We start from the raw sequence: 22258 nt of genomic DNA on the forward strand, positions 1-22258 counted from the left end.
GCGCTGTCACCCGGCCGAAGGGGAGTCGTCGCACACGACTCGCCCCTCATCGATCAGGCTGCCAGCGGAGGCGCGTCGCGAATGTCGGGAAGATCGGGACGGGCCGCCCGCCGGCGGGTGTAATGAACCGCCGGAACTTCGCCCCCGCGCCCCCGGGAGTAGGACAGCGCCTGCTCGCCGCTCTCGCGGAAGCCGAGCTTGCGCAACACGCGGCCCGAAGCTGGATTGTCCACGAAGTGGCGCGCCGTCAACTCCGGGATCCGGAGCATGTCGGCCATCGCGAGCACTGCCCTGGCAGCCTCGGTCGCATAGCCGCGACCCCATGCGTCGGGCGTGATCCAGTAGCCGAGTTCCGCCGGACCGCCATCGCCGGGGCGGATGCCGACGCTGCCGACCAGGCGGATATCCGGACCCTCATGCGCGAACACCAACAGCGCGGGCGCGCGCACGTCCTGCGGCGCGCGCAGGAATGCCTCGGCATCGCCAAGCGCATAGGGCCAGGGCATGTGGCAGGTGTTGCACGCAATCGCTTCGTGGCCCGCCGCGCGGGCGAGCTGAGGGGCGTCTTCGGCCCAGCCGGGCCGCAGCGTCAGGCGTTCGGTACGGGCGAACATGCGCGCTCTCCTCTTGCGCGGGCGCCTACGCCGTCTTGATGACAGCGCTGCGACCATTCCGGGCAGAGGGAGCAATAAAAAAGGGAGCCAGGGCGGACCCGTCTCCCTTGTTGGTTGGTCCCGCCTGATGCGGGACCCGGGTCACCCTGGTGGGCAACCCGGTTGGTCGCCCTATTTATTCAGCCGCAATCGCCGGCATGTCTACCGAACAGAATTTACGGCCGAGCTTGCCTTCGCGGAACGACACGCGGCCGTCGACGAGCGCGAACAGGGTGTGATCCTTGCCCATGCCGACGTTGACGCCCGGGTAGAACTTGGTCCCGCGCTGGCGCACGATAATGTTGCCGGCGACCACTTCCTGGCCACCGAACTTCTTCACGCCAAGACGACGGCCTGCCGAATCGCGACCGTTGCGCGAAGAGCCGCCTGCTTTTTTATGTGCCATGGTTCAAACTCCTCGTGCTGGCGCTCAGGCGGCGGCGCTGTCGTCAGCGCGGCTGTCGCCGATCGCGGTGATCTTCAGAATGGTGTGCTGCTGGCGATGGCCATTCTTGCGGCGATAGTTGTGACGGCGACGCTTCTTGAAAACGATCACCTTCTCACCCTTCGCCTGAGCGACGATCTCGGCAGAGACCGTAAGGCCCTCAACCGACTTCAACTCGCTGCCCTCACCGGCGAGCAGAACGTCGCCCAGGGTCACGTTGCTGCCGGCGTCGCCGTCCAGCTTTTCAACGACGATCTTGTCTCCGGCGGCGACGCGATACTGCTTGCCGCCTGTGCGCACGACTGCGAACATGGCCCTCATCACTTCCCAAAAAGCATGTGCCCGCGCAGGGAAGCCCGGCGCAGGAGAGAGGGCGAGCTAGGCGAGGAAGGTCGCTGTGTCAACCATGGATCGGCCGAAACGCGCCCTTGCAAGGGCGCAGATCGGGCGGGAAGGGGCCGTTACCCCCACGTGTTTGCGGCGACAAGCCCCCGCGCGACTCGACGGCGCGAATCACTCTGGAATGGAGGTGCTTGGCGTGGCCGGACGCCGGGATGCGCCCTAGCCTGAGATGGGCAAGCGTTGCTTTTGGGGGCGGGAATGGGTGCAGGCGATCTGGTGGCGGCGGTGTTGGCACGATGGCGGCTGGTCGTGCTCGTGACGGCCGGGGTCCTGTTGGGGGTCGCTGGATGGACGCTGGCGCAACCCCGAATCTACCGCGCCTCCGCTTCGGTGTTGTTCAATGTGGCGCAGGCCGACCCGCAGAGCATCGCGGGCGACGCGCCGCAGAACAGCAGTGCGCTTCTCGCGACTCAGGGGGATGTGCTGCGCAGCGCCCTGGTCGCACGTAAGGTCGTGAAGACGCTGGCCTTGGCCGAGCAGGAGAAGGGGGCGAACCCCGGGTCCGTCGACCGTGCCGCCGCCGCGCTGCGGGCCAAGGTCAGCGTCAGCAATGCCAAGGCCAGCAACGTCATGATCGTGAACGCCGAGGATCGCGATCCGAAGCGGGCTGCCCGGATCGCGAACGCCTTTGCCGAAGCCTATCTCGCGCAGGTGCCGCAGCTACGCGCCAGCGCGGCGCGCGGCTATTCCGCCTGGCTGGAGCGGCGGACGCGGGACGTGCGGCAGCGGCTCGTCGCCGCGCAAGAGGCGCTGGCGCGCTATCAGCAGCAGCATGGGCTGGTGGGAGCAAACCGCTTCGATCTGGACGCAGAAGCACTGCGCACCCTGAACGCCGAGCTCGCCGCGGCGGAAGGAGATGCGACGGAGGCCCAGTCCCGCGCCGGATCGCGCAACGTGCCCGAGGTGACTTCCAGCCTCGTCGTGCAGCAGCTGCGCACCAGTGTCGCCACGCAGGCCGGGCGGGTCGCCGAGCTGTCGCGCACGCTGGGCCCCAGCCATCCCGACATGCAGGCTGCGACTGCGCAGCTCGCCGCCCTTCAGGGGCAGTTGTCGGCGGCGATCGGTAGCGCCGCCGAATCGATGCATGCAGCCAGCGCGGCGTCTCAGCGACGGGAGGCGGGTATCCGCGCCCGGCTTGCGGCCCGTGAACGGGCGCTGCTCGCGGGCTCGGATGACCAGAACCGGCTCACGGTGCTCCAGCGGGACGTCGACGCCGCGCAGCAGACCTACGACCAGATGCGCCGCGAGATTGGCCAGCAATTCGTTCGCAGCCGGGCGAGCCAGGCCAACGCCAGCCTGCTCGACCGCGCCGATCCGCCAAGCCTGCCGTACAAGCCCGATCTGTCGTTGATGCTGGTGCTGGGGTCGGTGCTCGGGATCGCGCTCGGTCTTGCGACCGTGATGGGGCTCGAGTTCCTCGATCCGCGCGTGCGCACCGACCATGGGGTGGAGTTGGCAACCGGGGCCCCCGTGATTGCGCTCGCATAGAGGGGCGTGCGCTTTCTCCGGCGATGGGGACCCTTCAGTTCCGCCTCCCGAACCGGCTGCGCTAATTGAGGCGGGGGCCCGGTCGTCCCAGGCCCATGCGGGCGAGCTCGCGCTGACGATCGAAGAACTGGTGCTTCAAGGCACCGCTGATGTGCAGCAGCAACAACGCGAGCAGGATCCAGCCGCCGGTTGCGTGGAAGCTTTCCAGGCGCTCATGCACTTCGCGCTGTTCGGGCACGCCCGCCGGAGTGCGGCCGAGTTCCTGGACGGCGGCGATCATCGGCAATGGGAAGAGGCCCCAAATCTGAGTCGGACCCCGCTTGCGGGGCGGCAGCCCGCCGCCCTTGCCCTCGCCGGCGGGACCCCCGTGCGACGTGGTGTCAGGCTTCAACGTGGGCGCCGGCGGGGATCCCGGCGGGTTCTCCGCTGCCCAGGCGGCGCCGGGCGAGCCTGCCGGTGGGTTCGCCGAGATCATCGCCCAGCCGGACAGGGGCATGAACAGCATCGCGGCATAGAGGAGGAAGTGCACGCTATGGGCGAGACCCTTGTCCCAGCGCGCCATCGGCAAATAGGGCGGGGCGCGGTGCGTCAGTCGCCAGCCGATCCGCACCACCGTCAGCACCAGGATGGTGATGCCTGAAGACACGTGAAAGACGAAGAAGCCCCGCGGCAGTACCGGCCGCAATAATCCCGAGGTAAGGTTGTACAGGATCAGGGCGGCAATGGCCCAGTGCAGGGCGATGGCGACGTTGGAATAGCGCAATCGCCGACCCGCGATACTGTCGTAGCCTTCGACGCGCATCCCGGCGACCTCCCCTAAACCTGCGTCAACCTGTCCTGCTGCGATGCTGCGGTCAAGCGGAGGGGGGGAGGCTAGGCGAGCAGGCGAGTTCCCGTGAGGACAAGCACCGCGGCGAGTGTCGGGCGCAGAACCTGGTCGGACACGCGAGAGGCAAACAGCGACCCTGCAATGATGCCGGGAATCGAGCCCGCGAGGAGCCCGCCGAGCAGCGGACCGTCGAAATTGCCAAGCGAGAGGTGGCCCAGACCCGCCACCAGGGTCAGCGGCACCGCATGGACGATATCGGTCGCGACCAGCTTCCGCGTGTTCAGCCGCAGCGGATAGAGCGCGAAGAGAATCACGGCCCCGAGCGCGCCCGCACCCACGGAGGTGAGCGTCACCATCACACCGAGAACTGCGCCCGCCAGCACCGTCAGCGGCGGCTGGAGACGGTGGAAGCGGGTGCCGGATCGTTCGCGGAACCGCAACGCGGCGCGCTGCAGCCGGGGGCGCAGGAGCGTCGCGATTGCGGTGAGCAGCAGCACCACGCCCAGGGTGTGCAGGATCAGCCCGCTTTTGACCGCGTGCGTGTCGGTGCGCGCCAGCAGCCAGAGCGTGAACGCGGCGGCCGGGAGGCTCCCGATGCACAGCCTGCCGACGATCTGGAAATCAGGGCCGCCGTCGCTGCCGCGGTGGCGGTGATGGATGAAGCCGCCCACCGACTTCGTGATGGCGGCGAACCACAGGTCGGTGCCGACAGCCGTGATCGGTGCCACGCCGAGAAGCAGGATCAGGATGGGCGCCATCAGCGATCCGCCGCCGACACCCGTCATGCCGACGAGCAGGCCGACACCGAATCCGGCGATCATATTGTACGGGTCCATCGCCGCGCCTCCCCGCTTGGTCCCAGCCTAGGTCCGGCGTTCAGCGACCAGCGCAAGCACGCGTTCGGCGTGTTCCGGCCGGCAGATCAGCAGGTCGGGCAGATACGGGTCGGCGCAGTTATAGACGAGCGGCTGCCCGTCGATGCGGCTGGCGTGCAGCCCGGCCGCGATCGCCACGGCCGCAGGCGCGCAATTGTCCCATTCATACTGGCCGCCGGTGTGGAGGTAGATGTCCGCCTCTCCGCGGATGACCGCCATCGCCTTTGCGCCGGCCGAACCCATCGCGACCAGCTCCGCGCCGATCGCCTGCGCGACCACGACGGCCTGTTCTGCCGGCCGGCTGCGGCTGATGACCATGCGTGGGGCGCCGGTATGCGCAGGGGGGAGAAGCGGCGGCGTGTTCGACGCCAGTGTCACGCCCAGCGCCGGCAGCGCGACCGCGCCTGCCGCAGCCCGGCCGCCAACCGAGAGTGCCACGTGCACGGCCCAGTCGCTGCGGCCCTCGCTATATTCGCGGGTGCCGTCGAGCGGGTCGACGATCCACACACGTTCCGCGGAAAGCCGTGCGGCATTGTCCTGTTCCTCTTCGGACAGGACGGCATCCTCGGACCGCGCCTGGGCCAGGGCTTCCAGGATGAACCGGTTCGCGACCTGGTCCCCGGCCTGGCCGAGTCCCTTGCCCGCGAACAGCCCCGAACCGCGGATCTCCATCAACAGCCGGCCGGCACCCTCGGCAATGCGGCCGGCGAGGGCCGCGTCCTCGGCCAGCGTCGTCACGCTGCCGTGCCGAGCAACTGGGCGACGATCCGTTCGGCGGCGGCCTCCGGCGTTTCCCGCGTGGTGTCGACATGGATGTCGGGCGCTTCGGGCGCCTCATAGGGACTGTCGATGCCGGTGAAGTTCTTGAGCTCGCCGGCGCGCGCCTTGCGGTACAGGCCCTTCACATCGCGTGCCTCGGCGACCTCCAGCGGGGTGTCGACGAACACCTCTACGAACTCGCCTTGCGGCAACATGCTGCGCACCAGTTCGCGTTCAGCGCGGAAGGGCGAAATGAAGGCAGTGAGGACGATGAGGCCGGCGTCGGCCATCAGCTTGGCGACCTCACCCACCCGGCGGACGTTCTCGACCCGGTCGGCATCGGTGAAGCCGAGATCCTTGTTGAGGCCGTGGCGGATATTGTCCCCGTCGAGCAGGAAGCTGTGCTTGCCGAGTGCGTGCAGTCGCTTTTCGACCAAATTGGCGATCGTCGACTTGCCCGAGCCGGAAAGGCCGGTGAACCAGAGCACCTTTGGCGCCTGATGCTTCTGCGCAGCATGCGCCTCACGCGTGATCTCGACCGCCTGCCAATGGACATTCTGGCTGCGGCGTAGCGCGAACTGCAGCATGCCGGCGGCAACCGTGGCGTTGGTGAGCTTGTCGATCAGGATGAAGCCGCCCAGATCGCGGCTGTCGGCATAGCCCTCGAACGCGATACCGCGGTCGGTATAGACCTCCGCCACCCCGATGTCGTTCAGGCCCAGCGTCTTGACCGAAAGCTCGGCCAGCGTGTTCACGTCGACGGCATGCTTGGGCGGCTGCACCGTTGCGCTGACGGTGCGCGTGCCGATCTTCATCCAATAGCCGCGGCCCGGAAGCAGATCCTCGGCATCCATCCACACGATCGTCGCCTGGAACTGGTCGGCGACCTGCGGCGGCGCATCGGCTGCGACCAGCACGTCGCCGCGCGAGCAGTCGATCTCGTCCGCAAGCGTCAGGGTAACGGACTGGCCCGCGCCCGCCTCTTCCAGGTCGCCGTCCATGGTGACGATGCGCGCAATCGTGGAGGTTCGGCCGGAAGGAAGCACGCGCACCGCATCGCCCGGCTTCACGGTGCCGCTGGCGATCAGGCCGGCGAAGCCGCGGAAGTCGAGGTTGGGCCGGTTGACCCACTGCACCGGCATCCGGAACGGACGACGACGGTCGCTGGCAAGGTCGACTTCCACCGTCTCCAGATGCTCGATCAGCGTCGGCCCCTGATACCAGGGCGTCCGCTCCGAACGGCTGGCGATATTGTCGCCGCCGAGGCCGGAGATGGGGATGGCGGTGAAGTCCTGGATGCCGATCGAGCTCGCGAACGCGCGATAATCGGCGACGATCTCCGCAAAACGATCCGCATCATAGCCGACGAGATCCATCTTGTTCACAGCCAGCACGATGTGGCGAATGCCGATCAGGTGCGCGAGATAGCTGTGCCGGCGGGTCTGCGTCAGCACGCCCTTGCGCCCGTCAATCAGGATCACGGCCAGGTCGGCGGTCGAGGCGCCGGTGACCATGTTGCGCGTGTATTGTTCGTGGCCGGGCGTGTCGGCGACGATGAACTTGCGCTTCTCCGTCGCGAAGAAGCGATAGGCGACGTCGATGGTGATGCCCTGCTCCCGCTCGGCAGCCAGGCCGTCGACCAGCAGTGCGAAGTCGATGTTCTGGCCCTGCGTACCGATCCGACGGCTGTCGCTCTCCAAGGCTGCGAGCTGGTCCTCGAAGATCATCTTGGAATCGTAGAGCAGCCGGCCGATCAGCGTCGACTTGCCGTCGTCCACCGACCCGCAGGTGATGAAGCGCAGCAGCGACTTGTTCTGGTGCGCTTCCAGATAGGCGTCGATATCCTCGGCAATGAGGGCATCGGTCTTGTAGACGGGATCGGGCAGCACGGACATCAACGAGCCTCGACAGGCTGAACTTGCTTCAGCATCCACCGTATCGCGGGTGACGACGGTGCAAATGGAACGATCGACCCGAAATCCGATTCCGGGCGCCGGGGGAGGGGGGCAGCCACAGGCATCAGAAATAGCCCTCCTGCTTCTTCTTCTCCATGCCCGCGCCGCCTTCGTCCTTGTCGATTGCGCGGCCCTGTCGTTCGGATGTGGTGGTGAGCAGCATTTCCTGGATCACCTCCGGCAGCGTCGCTGCCTCGCTCTCGACGGCGCCGGTCAGCGGGTAGCAGCCCAGGGTGCGGAAGCGGATCGAGCGTTCGACCGGGACCTCGCCGGCGCGCAGGGGGAACCGGTCGTCGTCGACCATCAGCAGCATCCCGTCGCGCTCCACGGTCGGGCGCGGCGCCGCGAAATAGAGCGGCACGATCTCGATCCCCTCGGCCAGGATATACTGCCAGATGTCGAGTTCGGTCCAATTGGAGAGCGGGAAGACGCGGATCGACTCCCCCTTGGCCTTGCGCGCATTGTAGAGCCGCCAGAGCTCAGGCCGCTGCGCCTTGGGATCCCAGCGGTGGCTGGCAGAGCGGAAGCTGAACACGCGCTCCTTGGCCCGGCTCTTTTCCTCGTCCCGGCGCGCCCCGCCGAACGCCGCGTCGAAGCCGTGCTTGTCGAGCGCCTGCTTCAAACCCTCGGTCTTCCACAGATCGGTATGAAGGCTGCCGTGGTCGAACGGATTGATGCCGCGCGCGACTGCGTCGGGATTGTGGTGGACCAGCAATTGCATGCCCGCATCGGCGGCGGCCTTTTCGCGCAGCTCGTACATCGCCCGGAATTTCCAGGTCGTGTCGACATGGAGCAGCGGGAAGGGCGGCGGCGCGGGATAAAAGGCCTTTTTGGCGAGATGCAGCATCACCGCCGAATCCTTGCCCACGGAGTAGAGCATCACCGGCCGCTCGGCCTCCGCCACCACTTCGCGCAGGATGTGGATGCTCTCCGCCTCGAGTCGCTCGAGATGGGTAAGGCTGGAGCCAGGAAGCCGGGGGGTGGGCGAGAACGCGTTCATGGCCTTGGAGGTGGCGGAACGCCCCCCGCGACACAAGCAGGAATGGACCCATTTAGGCCGTCCGTCCCGGAGAGATCTTGGGTGCCGCAAAGCTGAACTTTAGGACGCGGGCAAAAAGGGCCCGGAGCGGAAACAACGTCTTTCCGCCGCGATAGTGCTGCTTTCCCAGGCTCCAAAGAACCGGCTGCGGATCACTGCGGTGAACCGACGAGTCTCGGCGCGGCGGATCGCCTTCCGGGCACTGCGGAGGGGTTACGGAGCAGTCGCGAGCGAAGCCCACCCGAAATCCACGGCGCGGGCATCTCTTCCCGCCCTTTGCCGGGCATCCGCTACCGCGCCAAATGGTCGCGCAGCACCTTCATTTGCGGCCGATCTGCCCCGGCGCGGCCCGGTTGCACGCTGAACGCGTAGCGTTCCGGCCACCACGGTCCCGCTGCCCAATAACTCCACCCCATCCAGGCGTCGCCGTTGCGGTCGATATAGCTCAGCATGCGGTCGAGCGTTTGCAGGCAGGCTTTGTCGCCGCCAGCGCCGAACTCGGCCAGAAACGCACGCGCCCCTACCGATCGCAGCCAGGCGGTGGCGGCACGCAGCCGGTCCGCTCCGGTGTCGGGGCTTCCACAGTCCGGGCCGGTGCCGGAGGAGTCGCTGTCCAGATACTGGTGCATCTCGAACGCGAAGTTGCCCCCGGGATCGCGGAAGCCTGCAAAGGCGGCAGCATTGGAGCCTCCGCCGCCCGCGCGCGTCCAGCTGTGCGCCCCGGTCCATTTGACCCCGGGGACAAGGATCAGGTTGCGAGCCCCGGTCGCGCGGATCGCAGGCACGACGCGGTCCATGATCGCTCGCCAGTCGGCTGCGGCGATGCCGTTCGGTTCGTTCATCAGCCCGAACACCACCGGTCGGCCCTTGTAGCGTCGGGCCAGCCGCGCCCACAGGTCCACCAGTCCCGCCGCCACCGCCGGCTCTGTCACCCTGCGTCCTGCGTATTTCGCATAATTATGGACGTCGAGGATCAACGTCAGCCGATACGCGGCCGCGCCGCTTACAACCGTATCGAGCCGGTGCATTTCGTCCGGCGACAGTGCGCCCGAAAGCCTGGGCTGCAACCGCTCCCACCGGACCGGCACACGCACGACATTCATGCCGGCCTGGGCGAAATAGGCGAGATCGGCGTCCCGGGGGTAGAGATAGTCCTTGCCATAGATACCCGGGCGCCGGCCCGGCTTGAACTCCCCGCCGGCAAGATTGACCCCGGTGAGTTGCACCCTTCGGCGCGCTGCTTCGGCAGGTGCGCTTTCTCCGGTCGAGGCGACCGGCGCCACTGTGGCGAGCAACGCCACGAGGACCGACGCCACCCGGATTAATGCTTGGCGGGCAATCACGGCACGATCACGGTGCCGAGCACGGGAACGCCGCTTTCCGCCATCATTGCCGTCAGTCGCTGAAGCGGGCGGAGGCCGCTGGTGTGGCGGCGTGCGAGCACCAGCGCGCCGTCGAACCCGCTCAGGATCGTGGCGAGGGAATCGAAACGGGCCGATTGCGCGCGTGCGGGAAGGCTAAGCAGCACCAGGCGGTGGCGCCCGATGTGGCCATCGATCGCGTCGAGCAACGGTTGCCGGTCCAGCAGTTCCGCGGGGTTGGGGGGGCTCGGCCCCGCGGTCAGTACGGCAAGCCCTTCGATCGCCGTCGGCTGGATCCCTGCGGGCGCCTGACCCGCGTCGCGCAGCAGCGTCGACAGTCCCGCTTCATTTGGCAGGCGGAACAGTTCGTCCTGCGCCGGCGCCTCAAGATCGCCGTCGATTAGCAAGGTTCGCCATCCGAACTGCGCGGACACGACTGCGAGGTTCGCGGCGACCACGGCCACTTCCACGGACGGGTCGAGGCCGACCAAGGCGACCATCCGCCGGTCGCCCGGCGCATCGGCGTGCCAGCGGCTGGAAAGCGCGCTCCGCAGGTCCCGCACACGCGCCACCGCGTCATTGCGGGCGTCGAACGCGGCGACGACGCGGGGGTCGATCCGTGGATCGTCTGCGGTGAGCAGCGGGAACGCGGTCCGGCTCGTGGCCTTCTGCCTGGCCGGTATCACCCCCGATTCCGCGTCGGCAGGCCTCCCGTCGGCCACCAGCATTGCGGGAACCGCAGTATCGTCGGCCAAGCCGATGGGCGGATGCTCGGGGTCGGCGTCATGGCTGCGGGGCGAGAGGGCGGTGGAGCGCAGTCTCATCGTCGATATCTCCCGAGATCGGTCAGACTGCCGTCGCCACGCGCAACGCGGGCTCATCGGCAGCGATTTGGATGCGTGCGAGCAGGAATTGCGGCGCCAGCGAGTCCACGAACACCGCGCTGCCAGTCGGCGTGAAACTGAAGGCGGGGGCGAGGGCCTGTGGTACACGGTCGGCGGCCACCCGTTGGTGCGCGGCGGCGTCACGGGCGAGCGCATGCAGCCGCTCGCGCAGTTCCGGTCGCGCGGCCAGCTGGTCGAACAGCGCCGCAGCCGAGGCGTTGACACTCGCCCAGTCCTGCAAGCTCGCGCGCAGGCCTGCACGTACCGCCGCCGCGTCCACGGACATGCGGCCCGCCTCCACGGCCGCCAGTGCCGCGGCCTGGCAGAATAGCCGCACATGATAGGGAGAACCCGCAGCCGCAGCAGCGATCGCTGCCCGCGCCTCCGTCGGGAAGACGATGCCGCTACGCCGCGCGCCTTCCTCGATCACGGCATGCGCCGCGGCGCCGTCAAAGGGGCGGATCGGCACCGCCACTAGGTGCCGGCGCAGCGATGGATGCGCCTCGAGCAACTCGTCCACGTCCGCAGCGATGCCCACCAGCAGGAACTGGAGCGAGGCGCGGGTATCGGACAGAAGCTTGAGGAGGCTCGCCATCTGCGCCTTGGTGTCTGCCGAACCTATCCGATCGAACTCGTCGACGATCAGGAACACACGGCGTGTCAGCGCCGGGGCTGCCGCGCTCACGAACTCGCGCGCCGTGAAGTCGCGGTCGGCGAGCGCGGCCAGCGCTGCCCGGCCCGCCGGCCGGGCCTCGGTGATCAGGAAGGGAAGGTACGGCCGCAGAAGATCGGCAAAGCCCGTGTCGCCGGTCGCGGCATGATAGATGGCGACGCATTCCGCCTCGTCGGCAAGGTCGCCGAAGATCCGGGCCAGCGACGTCTTGCCCGACCCGCGGGCGCCGAAGATCATGGCGTGCTGGCGCCGCTCGACCACCCCGTCCACCAGCCGGTTGAGCTCGGCCATGCGCCCGAGCAGTTCGTAGCGGTCGTCTACCGGCTGGGATGCGTTGAACGCGGCGACCACCCGCGCCCGCTGCGATCGCGCGCCCACCGCCTGGCCGAAGCGATCTGCTGGCGTCTGTGCGCCCGATGCTGCGATGACGGGCGCCGTGGTCTCCTTCAGATCGGATCGATCTGAACCGGCTATAGGATGCCGCGCGTCGGCAAGTGGTGCCGATGCTCCCCGGTTCATGGGCGCTGCTGAACGCGCGGGGCGCTCGTTCAATGCCCAGCGCAGGAGGCGGTTCGCCGCCGCCACCCACTGCTGCCACCATCCACGCGTCGCGTCATATTCTGCCATGACGAAGTTGTATGGGAGCGGCCAGTAATAATGAAGCCGCCGTCTTAAGAGATGCGGCAGTATTGAACCTTTCCCGACTTGCCGGGGTCACAGTTGTGATGCCCCTTGCCCGGGCGGCCGGATAGAGGTCCGTGGATTGCCGGGGCGGAGCATTGTGGACGAATTGCCGGTACATGTGGAGCGGGACCCCGCGGAGCCGGGGATTGCGTTCCTGTTCACACAGCAGACGGTGGGGCTGGGCGGGCGCAAGACCAGCATGGTCTTCCTGGCAGAGGCGCTCGCGCGGCGCGGGTACCAGGTACATGTCGTTACGACCCAGCTGAGTTGGCTCACGAAACTGCGTGGCGCGGGCAAGCTCGCCGAAGCTGCGGCCGCGGGTGCGCCGCGCAACCGCTGGTACCCCGCGGACGGGATGCGTGGGTTCCTCTGGGTGCCGCCGGTGCATCCCGTGAGTGTGCGCGGCTGGCTGGCGGAGCGGCTGACGGCGCCGCTGATTTCCTTCTACGGTGCCTTGCTGCCCCGCGCGGTCGTACGGCCGCTCCGTCAGGCGCGGCTGGTGGTGATCGAAAGCTGCGCTGCGGTCGCGCTGTTCCGTCGCATCCGTGGGATCGCGCCGGATGCACGCATTCTCTACAGCATGAGCGACCGGTTGACGGTGGTCGGGATGCATCCGGGGCTGGATCGGCGATTGCGTGCCGATGCGCCGCGCTATGACCTGGTGCGGGTGCCGGCGGCGGCACTGCTGGATGATCTAACCGGCGCGCGGGCGGCGCTGGTCCGTCACGGGATCGACCGTCGCGCATTCGATCGGGCATCCGTCTCCCCCTATCTCGCCGGTCCGAACGCGGTGCTGATCGGTGACATGATGCTGGACCAGCCCTTGCTTGAGCGGCTGGCTCGCGCGTTTCCGAGCGTGCAATTCCACTATTTCGGCCGCACGGCCCTGGATTTCGTGGCTCCCGCCAATCTCACTGCCTGGGGAGAGCAGCCGTTCGAGCGGCTCGTGCCGTTTGTGCAGCATGCCGACGTCGGCCTGGCGCTGTATCGTGGCGCGTCCGGCCTCGCCTATCTCGCCGAATCCAGCCTGAAGAACCTGCAATATCGCTATTGCGGTCTGCCGGTGGTCGGGCCCGGTTTCGCCGTTGGAATGATCCCCGGGGCATTCCCCTATGATCTCCAGCGGCCGGAAAGCGCCGTGGAGGCACTGCGTGCCGCTTTGTCCCAGGGACGCGGTTCGCCAGGGGACATTGCGGACTGGGACGAGGTCGCGAGTGAGTTGCTGCGGCTCACGGGCGTTGAAAACCCTCCAGAATGGAGCGAGACAAGCGAACGATCCCTTTCGGACTATTCTCGTCTCCAGATGACTTCCAAGTAATTGTCACGAACAGGACGTTCGCACTAGTAAGATTACTGCGCAGCATCAGAACGGCACGACTCAACTTCAGGGCATCTTGCCCAGGAACGGGTGAAAACGCGCATGTTGGGAGGAAGACATGGCATATTATAATGGGACGTCCGGGAACAGCGTCATCGTCGCCAGCGGAAGCGGCGCGGATGTCATGAAGGGCGATGCAGGCAATGATCGCCTGAATGGCACCTATGGCAATGACAAGATCAAGGGTGGATCGGGTGACGACAACCTCGCGGGTCAGCAGGGGAACGACTATCTCGAGGGCAACTCGGGCGACGATATCCTGTTTGGTGGCGCCGGAAGCGACTTTATGTTCGGCGGCTATGGCGCCGACAAGTTCGTATTCGACGACTTCAACTACACCAATGGCACGGTCGATATCATCAAGGACTTCAAGCTGACGCAAGGCGATAGCTTGTTGCTCAAGAACGGCGTGATGATCACGGCCGCTGAACTGGCCGAGCTTCCGGACAGCCTCTACGCCGATGGTGCTCGCCTCGACGTCCGGCTGACGCTGACCTCGGATAACGGTTCTACGCAGGACCTTTGGCTCGCGGATGTGATCACCAACATCCAGAACAAGGCACAGGGTCGCGAGATCACGGCGCTCGAGGACTATCTCGCGAGCCTGGGCTACACCGGCGGCCTTTCGCAAGCCGCGTGAGCGAGGCTCCAGCACTCCGGCTGGTCCCCCAGGGGCCCGGTCCCGCGACACGCGGGGCCGGGGCCTTGGCGGGCGAGGAGCCGATGACAACGAGCGCCGCGTCGGTGGCGGTAGCCTGTCCGCTTTGCGATCAGCGGGAGGCATCGCCCTGGGGGCGCGAGAACGGCTATTCCGCCGTCAAATGCATCGGCTGCGGGCTGGTCTATGTTTCCCCGCGGCCTGCCGACGACAGCATCAGCGAGGCAACACGCACGGGGCAGCACCGGCATGAAGCCGGAGCGCTGTCGGTCGTCTACGCGCCCAGTCGTCGCAAATTGGCGCGATATCGGGCGCGGATGCGCCGGGTTCTGGCACAGGAGCTGGGACAGGATCCGGTCTCTTGGCTCGACATCGGCGCGGGCTTTGGTGAGTTGATCGAGGCGTTGCGGGATGTGGTGCCTGCCGGCTCCCGTATCCGCGGGATCGAACCGATGGCGGCAAAAGCTGCACACGCGCGGGCACGTGGCCTGCCGGTAACCTCGGAAAGCCTGGCGCAAGTCTCCGACAGCTTCGACTTCGTGTCGCTGATCAACGTGTTTTCGCACCTGCCCGATCCCGGCGCCTTCCTGGCGGACATCCGGCGGCTGGTCCGTCCCGGCGGCACATTGGTGTTGATGACGGGGAATGGTGCCGAACTCGACCGTGCTGAAAGCTATCCCGACCGGCTGGACCTTCCCGACCATCTGGTCTTTGCGGGGCGGCCCCAACTCGACGCGTTCTTGAGGGAGGCGGGGTTCGAGCCTTACGCGCGGGACCTGGTGCGGCTCGATACGCCGGTCTGGGCGGCGAAGGCGCTGGTCAAGAAGCTGGTGGGGCAGCCGGTTCCGCTGGTGCTGCCCTACCGCTCACGCTTTCGCGACATGCTCTATCTCGCGCGGCGGGTTCGATGAGCCTCGCCCTGGATCGGCAGCCGGCTGTAGCCGCCGCAGAAGGACCGCTGCCGATCGACTTCCTGGTGGTCGGCGCGCAGAAGTGCGGGACCACCTGGATCCATCATGTGCTGAGCCAGCACCCGGACGTGTTCATTCCGCCCGCCAAGGAACTGCACTTCTTCAACAGGGCGCCCGTGCCGGGGCGGGAGCAGGGTTGGTATGCGGCGCAGTTCGCGGATGCGGCGCCCGGCCAACTGCGCGGCGAATGCACCCCGAACTATCTGTGGAATCACGTCGACCCGCGGGATGAGAAGGTCCCAGGCGAATTTCACGACTTCGCGCCCCGGCTCGCCGAGTTGCGGCCGCAGCTGCGGCTGGTGGCGACCCTGCGCAATCCGGTTGACCGCGCCGTCTCTGCCTTTCACCATCATATCAACCAGGGGCGGATCCCTCCCGACGCATCCATTCTCGACCATCTATGGGTGCTCGGCATCGCCTCCATGGGCATGTACGCCCGGCACCTGCGCCACTGGTTCGCCGCCTTCGGGCGCGAACCGCTGCTGGTCCTGGTGTATGAGGAGGACATTGCGCCCGATGAGGCCAAGGCCAATACCGCGCGCCGATTATTTGCGCATCTCGGCGCAGCGCCGTTCGAAGTCCCTTCGCTCTACGAGCAGCTCAATGCCCGCCGCAGCTTTCTGGCGATGCGGCTTGCGCGGCGGCTGCCACCGTCGAGCCTGGCGGGGCGGGCCGTCCGCCGCGGAGTCGAGGGGGTGACGCCCCGGCAGATCGACCGGCTCTTCCGGTTCGAGGTGTCGGCGGGCGAGCGAGCCGAGCTTGCCAAGCTCTTCGCGCCCTACCGGTGTGAGCTTGAAGAGCTGCTGGGGCGGCGTGTCCCCTGGCAATGAGACTGTAACTCCCGCCGGGGGCATCGCGGCATCTTCGGCAGTACCGCAGGCGACGGCCGGTCTTTCCCCGATCCTCCCGCCGCCCGGACATTGCCGGGCCTCGAACGCTGGAGACCTGGGCTGCTGGGGGGCGGAACCGGGCGCTTCCGGCCCCCGGGGTCCGGTGCTAGCTCACGCGGCGGCACCAATCCCGTCGAGAGCAGCAATCGCTTCCGGCGGAAGCACCAGTTCGGCTGCGGCCAGATTCTCGCGCAGATGCGCGACCGAGGACGTGCCGGGGATCAGCAGCAAATTGGGTGCGCGCTGGAGCAGCCATGCCAGCGCCACGGCCAAGGGGCTGTGGCCGAGGCCCTGCGCTACGCGGTTCAACGTCTCCGACTGCAACGGGCTGAAGCCGCCGAGCGGAAAGAACGGAACATAGGCGATGCCGTCGGCCGCGAGCGCGTCGATCAGCGCGTCGTCGCCGCGGTGCGCGAGATTATATTGGTTCTGGACGCAGACGATGGGAGAGATCGCGCGACCTTCAGCGATCTGCGCCGGGGTAACGTTGCTGAGACCGATGTGGCGGATCAGCCCCTGCTGCTGAAGCTCGGCGAGAACCGTTAGCGGCGCCTCGATCGAGCCTTCGGCCGGCCCGTGCACATCGAACATGATGCGCAGGTTGACCACCTCGAGCTGCTCCAGCCCCAGATTGCGGAGATTGTCGTGCACTGCCTGGATCAGTTCCTCGCGGCCCAGGGCGGGCCGCCACGACCCGTCGGCCGGGCGGACGGCACCGACCTTGGTCACGAGCACGAGGTCGTCCGGATAGGGCGCCAGTGCCTCGCGGATGAGCTGGTTGGTGATGTGCGGGCCGTAGAAATCACTGGTGTCGATGTGGTTCACGCCTGCCGCGACGGCTTCGCGCAGCACGGCCAGGGCTGCGGCGCGATCGCGCGGAGGGCCGAATACGCCTGGGCCGGCAAGCTGCATCGCGCCATAGCCGAGGCGCTTTACCGGGCGGTCGCCGAGGAGGAAGGTGTCGTTGGCAGGCATCGGAAGTCTCCTGTTCGTCTGATCTCCAAGCTAGCCGCGCTGCTGCTGCGCGGGTATCCGTGCTGATCGGCACGGGCTGTGCGGAAAGGCGAACAATGGCCGAACTGGGTGATCTCCAAGCCTTCGTCGCGGTGGCGCGCTCGGCGGGCTTCCGCGAGGCTGCGCGCGCGGAATCGACCAGTCCCTCCCGCTTGAGCGAAGCGGTCCGCCGGCTTGAGACCAAGTTGGGGGTGCGGTTGCTTCACCGCACCACCCGCAGCGTGGTCCCGACCGAGGCGGGCGCTCGCCTGCTCGATCGCCTGAGCCCGGCGCTGGCGGAGGTCGAATCGGCGCTCGATGTGGTCAACGGCTTCCGGGACCGGCCGGCGGGGACGCTGCGCCTCAACGTGTCGGTCAGCGCGACACGGCTGGTGCTGCCGGCGATCGTGCCGGGCTTCCTCGAAGCCTATCCGGACATCCGGCTCGAGCTGGTGGTGGAGGAGAGCTTCGTCGACGTGCTGGACGCGGGGTGCGATGCCGGCATCCGCTATGACGAGCGGCTGGAGCAGGACATGATCGCGGTGCCGATCGGCCCGCGCGAACAGCGCTTCGCCACGGCCGCAGCGCCTGCCTACCTCGGCCGTTATGGGCGGCCCGAGCACCCCCGCGACCTGCTCGCGCATCGGTGTATCCGTTCGCGCTTTGCAAGCGGGGTCATGCCCGGGTGGGAATTCGAGCGGGACGGGGAGGTGGTGCGGGTCGAGCCGCCGGGGCAACTGGTGGTCCGGGCCGGGGCGGGGACCGACCTTGCCGTCGACGCCGCGGTCGCGGGCAGCGGCATCGTTCATCTGTTCGAGGACTGGCTGCGGCCGCTGCTGGACACGGGCGCACTGGAGCCGGTGCTGGAGCCCTGGTGGCAGCGCTTCTCCGGGCCGTTTCTCTATTATCCCGGGCGGCGCCTGGTGCCGGCGCCCCTGCGCGCGTTCGTCGACTTCGTCAGGGGTTCGCAGGCGCAGGGGTAAGCCGGCGGACGGTGAGCCCGCGGGCGGCAAGCGCGTCCTGCAGCGAACCGCGCCCAACCAGATGGCCGGTGCCGACCGCAACGAACACCGTGCCCGGTCGGGCCATCCGTTTGACGATCCAGTCGGCCCAGGCGGCATTGCGGTCGGCCAACACCCGTTGTTGCACCACGTCAGAGGTCTGGCGCAGGTCCTCGGACACGATCGCAGCAAGCCCGTCGGTGTCGCCCCGCGCCCATGCTTCGGCGGTGCGGCGCATGGTCTCGGTCGCCGCGTCCTGCCCGTCCAGCACCCGCGTTAGCATCGTGATCTGCTCTGCCTCCGGGAGCTGGTCGAAGATCGCGATCTGGTCGCCCTGGGTTTCCAGTCCTTCGACAGGCTTGCCCGTCCTGGCCGCGGCTTTGGTGAGAACCGCTTCCACCCCCGCCTCGCGTCGATACCCATTGCGACGGAGCGGCAGGATCGAGAGCGAGGTGGCAGCCAGCCACGGGTCCATGCGGTCGAATGCGCCCTCCGGGTAGCCCGCGGCGCGGGTCGCAGCAGCGAGCTTTTTCGCATAGCCGGGCGGAAGCCTCTCCGGGAGGGGCGGGGCGTCGGCGGGCGGGGCTGCGCGGCGGAGCGCTTCTTGCACCTCCGCCTCGGGCGGGGCAATGAGTTCGAGCACCAGCGCGTCGCTTGCCTCGAATGCGCGACGCACCGGCCCCTGGAACCAGGCGAGGTCCGGGCGCAGCTCGTGCACCGATCCAAAGAGGTACACCGTCGTGTCGGCATCGCGAACCACCCACAGCGCCGGCTTGGCGGGCGCGGCGGCCGGCCGCGCGGCAGGCCCCGCGAAGAACAGTGCGACGGCGGCAAGGAGCAGGCGGACAAACGGCATCGGCGTGTCATAGGCCCTGAAGCCGCAGAGCAGAAGCGGCAGGAGCGTCGCGGGTGCGGCGCCGCGCCGACAATGCGCCCGGAAACATGCCCGCTCTGGCCGCTCCTACGGGCTCGATGCTTGACCCCTCCGGGGCCATGGGTCAAAGCGCCGGCGTGTCCGAGCCACTCAGCTTCCAGCGCATGATCCTCACGCTCCATGACTATTGGAGCGATCGAGGCTGTCTCATCCTCCAGCCGTACGACATGGAGATGGGCGCCGGCACCTTTCACACCGCCACCACGCTGCGCGCGCTGGGGCCGGAGCCGTGGAACGCCGCGTTCGTCCAGCCGTGTCGCCGTCCCACCGACGGCCGCTATGGCGAGAACCCGAACCGGCTGCAGCATTATTACCAGTATCAGGTGATCCTGAAGCCCAGCCCCGCAGACCTGCAGGAGCTGTACCTGGGCTCGCTGGCCGCGATCGGCATCGATTTCACCCGCCACGACATCCGCTTCGTGGAGGACGACTGGGAGTCGCCGACGCTGGGCGCATGGGGCCTGGGCTGGGAAGTCTGGTGCGACGGCATGGAAGTCACCCAGTTCACCTATTTCCAGCAGATGGGCGGGTTCGACTGCAAGCCGGTGGCGGGCGAGCTGACCTATGGGCTCGAGCGGCTGGCCATGTACATCCAGAACAAGGATTCGGTGTACGACCTGGCGTTTAACGACGCGGGCGTCACCTATGGCGACGTGTTCCACGAGAACGAGGTCCAGATGTCGACCTGGAACTTCGAGGTCGCCGACACCGACACGCTGTTCGACCAGTTCCGCAAGGCTGCGGCCGAGTGCGAGCGCTGCCTTGCCGCCGGCCTTCCGATCCCGGCCTATGAGCAGGCGATCAAGGCCAGCCACACCTTCAACCTGTTGCAGGCGCGCGGCGTGATCTCGGTCGCGGAGCGCCAGGCCTATATCGGCCGCGTGCGCGATCTCGCGAAGGGCGCATGCGCCGCGTGGATCGAGAAGAAGACGCCCGAATGGCAGGCACGCTTCCCGGGGTGGACGGCATGAGCGACTTTCTCCTCGAACTCCGCTCGGAGGAAATCCCGGCGCGCATGCAGGAGCGCGCGCGTGAGGACCTGGCGAAGCTGTTTGCTGCCGAACTCGGCAAGGCCGGGCTGAAGGCGACCGAAATCGTCACCTATGCCAGCCCGCGCCGGCTGGCGCTGATCGCGCGCGGCCTTCCGCTCGCCACCGAGGCGGTCCGAGAGGAAGTGAAGGGCCCGCGCGCCTCCGCGCCGCCGCAGGCGCTGGAGGGGTTCCTGCGCAAGACAGGCCTGACGCGCGAGGATCTGGTCGAGCGCGACGGAGTGTTGTTCGCCGTCAGCGACAAGCCGGGCCGCGCGACCGCCGATGTGCTCGCGGAAGCCGTTCCGGCAGTGGTTCGCGCCTTTCCGTGGCCCAAGGCAATGCGCTGGGGCGCGGCATCGGTATCGACCGAGAGCCCGCGCTGGGTGCGCCCTCTCCAGGGCATCGTCGCACTGCTCGACGACGCGGTGGTGCCGTTCGAGGTATTCGGCGTTGAATCGGGCGCGGCGACGCTCGGCCATCGCTTCCACCATCCGGGCGCCATCACCATCGGATCCGCTGGCGACTATGTCGAAAAGCTGCGCGCCTGCCACGTCATCGTCGACGGTGCCGAGCGCCGCGCGAGCATCGCGATCGGCGCCAAGCTCGCAGCACAGGCCGCCGGCCTGACGCTGGTCGAGGACGAGGGGCTGCTGTTCGAGAACGCCGGCCTCACCGAATTCCCGATGCCGCTGCTCGGCCGCTTCGACGAGAGCTTCCTGTCGGTGCCGCCCGAGGTGATCCAGCTCACCGCGCGTGTGAACCAGAAGTACTTCGTCTGCCGGGATGGCGAGGGGAAGCTGGCGAGTGCATTCGTCTGCACGGCCAACATTGACCCCGAGGATGGCGGCGACAAGATCGTCGAGGGTAACCGCAAGGTGCTGGCCGCGCGGCTGTCGGATGCCAAGTTCTTCTACGAGACGGACCTCAAGACCCGACTGGAGGACCTGACCCCCAAGCTCGAGAAGATCGTCTTCCACGAAAAGCTCGGCACCGTCGCCGAGAAGGTCGATCGCGTCGCCAAGCTTGCGCGCTGGCTGGTCGAGCAGGGGATCGTCGGCGCCGGCCACGCGCCGGTTCGCACCGAGCTGCCGCTCGACCCCTCGTCGTCACCGGTAGACGCGCGCGACGTCGCCGCCGGCACGGTGAGCGCCGATCGCGAGCGGCTGGCCGATATGGCCGAGCGCGCGGCACGGCTCGCCAAGGCCGATCTCGTCACCGGCATGGTCGGCGAGTTCCCTGAACTGCAGGGCTTGATGGGCGGCTATTATGCCGCAGCCCAGGGCGAGCCGCAGGAAGTCGCCGAGGCGATCCGCGACCATTACAAGCCGGTCGGGCAGGGCGACGACGTGCCGACCGCGCCGGTGACGGTCGCGGTGGCGCTGGCGGACAAACTCGACAGCATCACCCAGTTCTTCGGCGTGGACTTGAAGCCGAGCGGATCGAAGGATCCGTTTGCGCTGCGGCGTTCGGCGCTGGGCGTGATCGCGCTGTTGCTCGACAATAAGCTGCGCCTGCCGCTTGGCGACGTGGCCGGGGCGGACGTGCTCGACTTCTTCGCCGATCGCCTGAAGGTGCAGCAGCGGGAGGCCGGCGTTCGCCACGACCTGATCGACGCGGTGTTCGCGCTGGGTGGCGAGGACGATCTCGTCCGGCTGCTGGCGCGGGTGCATGCGTTGCAGGGGTTCGTGACCACCGAGGACGGCACAAACCTGCTCGCCGGCTACAAGCGCGCGGCCAACATCCTGAAGAAGGAGGGCTACGCCGCTCCCGAGCAGCACGCGGTGGCCGAGCCCGGCACGCGTCATCAGGACGAGTTGGCCAACCAGGCGGTCGATCGCCAGGGCCGGACCGAGTATGACGGCACCAGCCATCCCTTTGCCGGCGGCCAGCCTGACGGCATTCCGCAGACGGGCGAAGAAGATCCGCTGGTCGAGGTGGAGCAGGGTGAGTTCACCGCGGCGGTGGCAGAATTTGCGAAGGGAGAACGCGCACAGTCGCTCTCCTACCAGCCCGAACCGGCCGAGGACGCGCTGATGGCGGCGCTCGACGTTGCCGAGCCGCGCGCGGCCAAGGCGATTGCGGACGAGGATTTCGAAGGGGCGATGGCGGCACTCGCGACGCTGCGGGCGCCGATTGACGGCTTCTTCGAGCAGGTCACCGTGAACGATGCCGACCCCGTCAAGCGCACGGCGCGTCTCGCGCTGCTGGCGCGAGTTCGCGCAGCGGTGCACCGGGTGGCTGACTTCTCACGGATCGAAGGATAGCGGACAGCCCGATGCGCTAATGCTATCCTTCGTCCGAAGGTCTGGTTTGTGATCCTCCTCCCCAGGAACGCACTCCAACCCACGCAAGGAA

Annotated in this window: 21 protein-coding genes; 8 read left to right on the forward strand and 13 right to left on the reverse strand. The window is 67.7% G+C overall.

What is annotated here, in order from left to right; translation table 11 throughout:
- Positions 1–53 precede the first annotated feature (53 nt).
- The 3 genes from QP045_RS12410 to rplU all read right to left on the reverse strand — a co-directional run bounded on the left by QP045_RS12410 (position 54) and on the right by rplU (position 1410).
- Positions 54–614 carry a GNAT family N-acetyltransferase gene (locus QP045_RS12410; protein WP_422515302.1) on the reverse strand — a complete coding sequence of 187 codons (561 nt, stop codon included), beginning with the start codon at positions 612–614 and terminating at the stop codon, positions 54–56.
- 175 nt (positions 615–789) lie between these two features.
- Positions 790–1059 (reverse strand): 50S ribosomal protein L27, encoded by a 270-nt coding sequence (gene rpmA, locus QP045_RS12415; RefSeq protein ID WP_129341913.1) that lies wholly within the window; start codon positions 1057–1059, stop codon positions 790–792.
- Between the two features lie 24 nt (positions 1060–1083).
- On the reverse strand, positions 1084–1410 hold the full coding sequence (gene rplU, locus QP045_RS12420; RefSeq protein WP_125958982.1) for a 50S ribosomal protein L21: 327 nt from the start codon (positions 1408–1410) through the stop codon (positions 1084–1086).
- A 288-nt stretch (positions 1411–1698) separates the two neighbouring features.
- Between rplU and QP045_RS12425 the strand changes: the two genes are divergently transcribed.
- A complete protein-coding gene (locus QP045_RS12425; RefSeq protein ID WP_422515303.1) occupies positions 1699–2988 on the forward strand; it encodes a GumC family protein in 1290 nt (429 codons plus the stop codon).
- 61 nt (positions 2989–3049) lie between these two features.
- Here QP045_RS12425 and QP045_RS12430 read toward each other — a convergent pair whose 3' ends face one another.
- The 8 genes from QP045_RS12430 to QP045_RS12465 all read right to left on the reverse strand — a co-directional run bounded on the left by QP045_RS12430 (position 3050) and on the right by QP045_RS12465 (position 11990).
- Positions 3050–3790 carry a cytochrome b gene (locus QP045_RS12430; RefSeq protein ID WP_422515304.1) on the reverse strand — a complete coding sequence of 247 codons (741 nt, stop codon included), beginning with the start codon at positions 3788–3790 and terminating at the stop codon, positions 3050–3052.
- A 71-nt stretch (positions 3791–3861) separates the two neighbouring features.
- Positions 3862–4653 carry a sulfite exporter TauE/SafE family protein gene (locus QP045_RS12435; RefSeq protein ID WP_422515305.1) on the reverse strand — a complete coding sequence of 264 codons (792 nt, stop codon included), beginning with the start codon at positions 4651–4653 and terminating at the stop codon, positions 3862–3864.
- 27 nt (positions 4654–4680) lie between these two features.
- Positions 4681–5430, reverse strand: coding sequence for a 3'(2'),5'-bisphosphate nucleotidase CysQ (locus tag QP045_RS12440; RefSeq protein ID WP_422515306.1), 750 nt, complete (start codon positions 5428–5430; stop codon positions 4681–4683).
- On the reverse strand, positions 5427–7346 hold the full coding sequence (gene cysN, locus QP045_RS12445; RefSeq protein WP_422515307.1) for a sulfate adenylyltransferase subunit CysN: 1920 nt from the start codon (positions 7344–7346) through the stop codon (positions 5427–5429). The genes QP045_RS12440 and cysN overlap by 4 nt, the downstream gene beginning before the upstream one ends.
- Before the next feature lie 124 nt (positions 7347–7470).
- Positions 7471–8406 (reverse strand): sulfate adenylyltransferase subunit CysD, encoded by a 936-nt coding sequence (cysD, locus tag QP045_RS12450; protein ID WP_422515308.1) that lies wholly within the window; start codon positions 8404–8406, stop codon positions 7471–7473.
- A gap of 329 nt (positions 8407–8735) precedes the next feature.
- The gene (locus tag QP045_RS12455; protein ID WP_422515309.1) at positions 8736–9761 is read right to left on the reverse strand and encodes a glycoside hydrolase family 5 protein; all 1026 of its coding nucleotides are present in this window, start codon (positions 9759–9761) and stop codon (positions 8736–8738) included.
- A gap of 23 nt (positions 9762–9784) precedes the next feature.
- On the reverse strand, positions 9785–10630 hold the full coding sequence (locus tag QP045_RS12460; RefSeq protein WP_422515310.1) for a hypothetical protein: 846 nt from the start codon (positions 10628–10630) through the stop codon (positions 9785–9787).
- Positions 10631–10652: 22 nt separating this feature from the next.
- A complete protein-coding gene (locus QP045_RS12465) occupies positions 10653–11990 on the reverse strand; it encodes an ATP-binding protein (protein WP_422515311.1) in 1338 nt (445 codons plus the stop codon).
- 175 nt (positions 11991–12165) lie between these two features.
- Here QP045_RS12465 and QP045_RS12470 point away from each other — a divergent pair, with 175 nt between their 5' ends.
- From QP045_RS12470 to QP045_RS12485, 4 genes are all read left to right on the forward strand, one after another.
- Positions 12166–13365 carry a hypothetical protein gene (locus QP045_RS12470; protein WP_422515312.1) on the forward strand — a complete coding sequence of 400 codons (1200 nt, stop codon included), beginning with the start codon at positions 12166–12168 and terminating at the stop codon, positions 13363–13365.
- Between the two features lie 118 nt (positions 13366–13483).
- Positions 13484–14065, forward strand: a complete 582-nt coding sequence (locus tag QP045_RS12475; RefSeq protein WP_422515313.1) for a calcium-binding protein — start codon at positions 13484–13486, stop codon at positions 14063–14065.
- 83 nt (positions 14066–14148) lie between these two features.
- Positions 14149–14994, forward strand: coding sequence for a class I SAM-dependent methyltransferase (locus tag QP045_RS12480; protein ID WP_422515314.1), 846 nt, complete (start codon positions 14149–14151; stop codon positions 14992–14994).
- A complete protein-coding gene (locus tag QP045_RS12485; RefSeq protein WP_422515315.1) occupies positions 14991–15884 on the forward strand; it encodes a sulfotransferase domain-containing protein in 894 nt (297 codons plus the stop codon). The genes QP045_RS12480 and QP045_RS12485 overlap by 4 nt, the downstream gene beginning before the upstream one ends.
- A gap of 171 nt (positions 15885–16055) precedes the next feature.
- Here QP045_RS12485 and QP045_RS12490 read toward each other — a convergent pair whose 3' ends face one another.
- Positions 16056–16919 carry an aldo/keto reductase family oxidoreductase gene (locus QP045_RS12490; protein WP_422515316.1) on the reverse strand — a complete coding sequence of 288 codons (864 nt, stop codon included), beginning with the start codon at positions 16917–16919 and terminating at the stop codon, positions 16056–16058.
- Positions 16920–17014: 95 nt separating this feature from the next.
- Between QP045_RS12490 and QP045_RS12495 the strand changes: the two genes are divergently transcribed.
- Positions 17015–17920: a LysR family transcriptional regulator gene (locus QP045_RS12495; protein ID WP_422515317.1), complete on the forward strand. Its 906-nt coding sequence runs from the start codon at positions 17015–17017 to the stop codon at positions 17918–17920.
- Here the strand turns inward: QP045_RS12495 and QP045_RS12500 are convergent.
- Positions 17895–18794, reverse strand: coding sequence for a TraB/GumN family protein (locus tag QP045_RS12500; protein WP_422515318.1), 900 nt, complete (start codon positions 18792–18794; stop codon positions 17895–17897). The genes QP045_RS12495 and QP045_RS12500 overlap by 26 nt on opposite strands.
- A gap of 182 nt (positions 18795–18976) precedes the next feature.
- Between QP045_RS12500 and QP045_RS12505 the strand changes: the two genes are divergently transcribed.
- Positions 18977–19843, forward strand: a complete 867-nt coding sequence (locus QP045_RS12505) for a glycine--tRNA ligase subunit alpha (protein WP_125959237.1) — start codon at positions 18977–18979, stop codon at positions 19841–19843.
- Positions 19840–22167 (forward strand): glycine--tRNA ligase subunit beta, encoded by a 2328-nt coding sequence (gene glyS / locus QP045_RS12510; protein WP_422515345.1) that lies wholly within the window; start codon positions 19840–19842, stop codon positions 22165–22167. Before QP045_RS12505 ends, glyS begins: the two co-directional genes overlap by 4 nt.
- The last annotated feature ends 91 nt before the right edge of the window (positions 22168–22258 follow it).

The sequence above is a fragment of the Sphingomonas sp. 3-13AW genome (assembly GCF_049311085.1).
GTDB lineage: Bacteria > Pseudomonadota > Alphaproteobacteria > Sphingomonadales > Sphingomonadaceae > Sphingomonas.

Excerpts from the sequence above, each read along its gene's own strand:
- QP045_RS12410 (WP_422515302.1), bottom strand. The coding sequence starts at position 614 with ATGTTCGCCCGTACCGAACGCCTGACGCTGCGGCCCGGCTGGGCCGAA.
- rpmA (WP_129341913.1), bottom strand. The coding sequence starts at position 1,059 with ATGGCACATAAAAAAGCAGGCGGCTCTTCGCGCAACGGTCGCGATTCG.
- rplU (WP_125958982.1), bottom strand. The coding sequence starts at position 1,410 with ATGTTCGCAGTCGTGCGCACAGGCGGCAAGCAGTATCGCGTCGCCGCC.
- QP045_RS12425 (WP_422515303.1), top strand. The coding sequence starts at position 1,699 with ATGGGTGCAGGCGATCTGGTGGCGGCGGTGTTGGCACGATGGCGGCTG.
- QP045_RS12430 (WP_422515304.1), bottom strand. The coding sequence starts at position 3,790 with ATGCGCGTCGAAGGCTACGACAGTATCGCGGGTCGGCGATTGCGCTAT.
- QP045_RS12435 (WP_422515305.1), bottom strand. The coding sequence starts at position 4,653 with ATGGACCCGTACAATATGATCGCCGGATTCGGTGTCGGCCTGCTCGTC.
- cysN (WP_422515307.1), bottom strand. The coding sequence starts at position 7,346 with ATGTCCGTGCTGCCCGATCCCGTCTACAAGACCGATGCCCTCATTGCC.
- cysD (WP_422515308.1), bottom strand. The coding sequence starts at position 8,406 with ATGAACGCGTTCTCGCCCACCCCCCGGCTTCCTGGCTCCAGCCTTACC.
- QP045_RS12460 (WP_422515310.1), bottom strand. The coding sequence starts at position 10,630 with ATGAGACTGCGCTCCACCGCCCTCTCGCCCCGCAGCCATGACGCCGAC.
- QP045_RS12465 (WP_422515311.1), bottom strand. The coding sequence starts at position 11,990 with ATGGCAGAATATGACGCGACGCGTGGATGGTGGCAGCAGTGGGTGGCG.
- QP045_RS12475 (WP_422515313.1), top strand. The coding sequence starts at position 13,484 with ATGGCATATTATAATGGGACGTCCGGGAACAGCGTCATCGTCGCCAGC.
- QP045_RS12480 (WP_422515314.1), top strand. The coding sequence starts at position 14,149 with ATGACAACGAGCGCCGCGTCGGTGGCGGTAGCCTGTCCGCTTTGCGAT.
- QP045_RS12485 (WP_422515315.1), top strand. The coding sequence starts at position 14,991 with ATGAGCCTCGCCCTGGATCGGCAGCCGGCTGTAGCCGCCGCAGAAGGA.
- QP045_RS12490 (WP_422515316.1), bottom strand. The coding sequence starts at position 16,919 with ATGCCTGCCAACGACACCTTCCTCCTCGGCGACCGCCCGGTAAAGCGC.
- QP045_RS12495 (WP_422515317.1), top strand. The coding sequence starts at position 17,015 with ATGGCCGAACTGGGTGATCTCCAAGCCTTCGTCGCGGTGGCGCGCTCG.
- QP045_RS12500 (WP_422515318.1), bottom strand. The coding sequence starts at position 18,794 with ATGCCGTTTGTCCGCCTGCTCCTTGCCGCCGTCGCACTGTTCTTCGCG.
- QP045_RS12505 (WP_125959237.1), top strand. The coding sequence starts at position 18,977 with ATGATCCTCACGCTCCATGACTATTGGAGCGATCGAGGCTGTCTCATC.
- glyS (WP_422515345.1), top strand. The coding sequence starts at position 19,840 with ATGAGCGACTTTCTCCTCGAACTCCGCTCGGAGGAAATCCCGGCGCGC.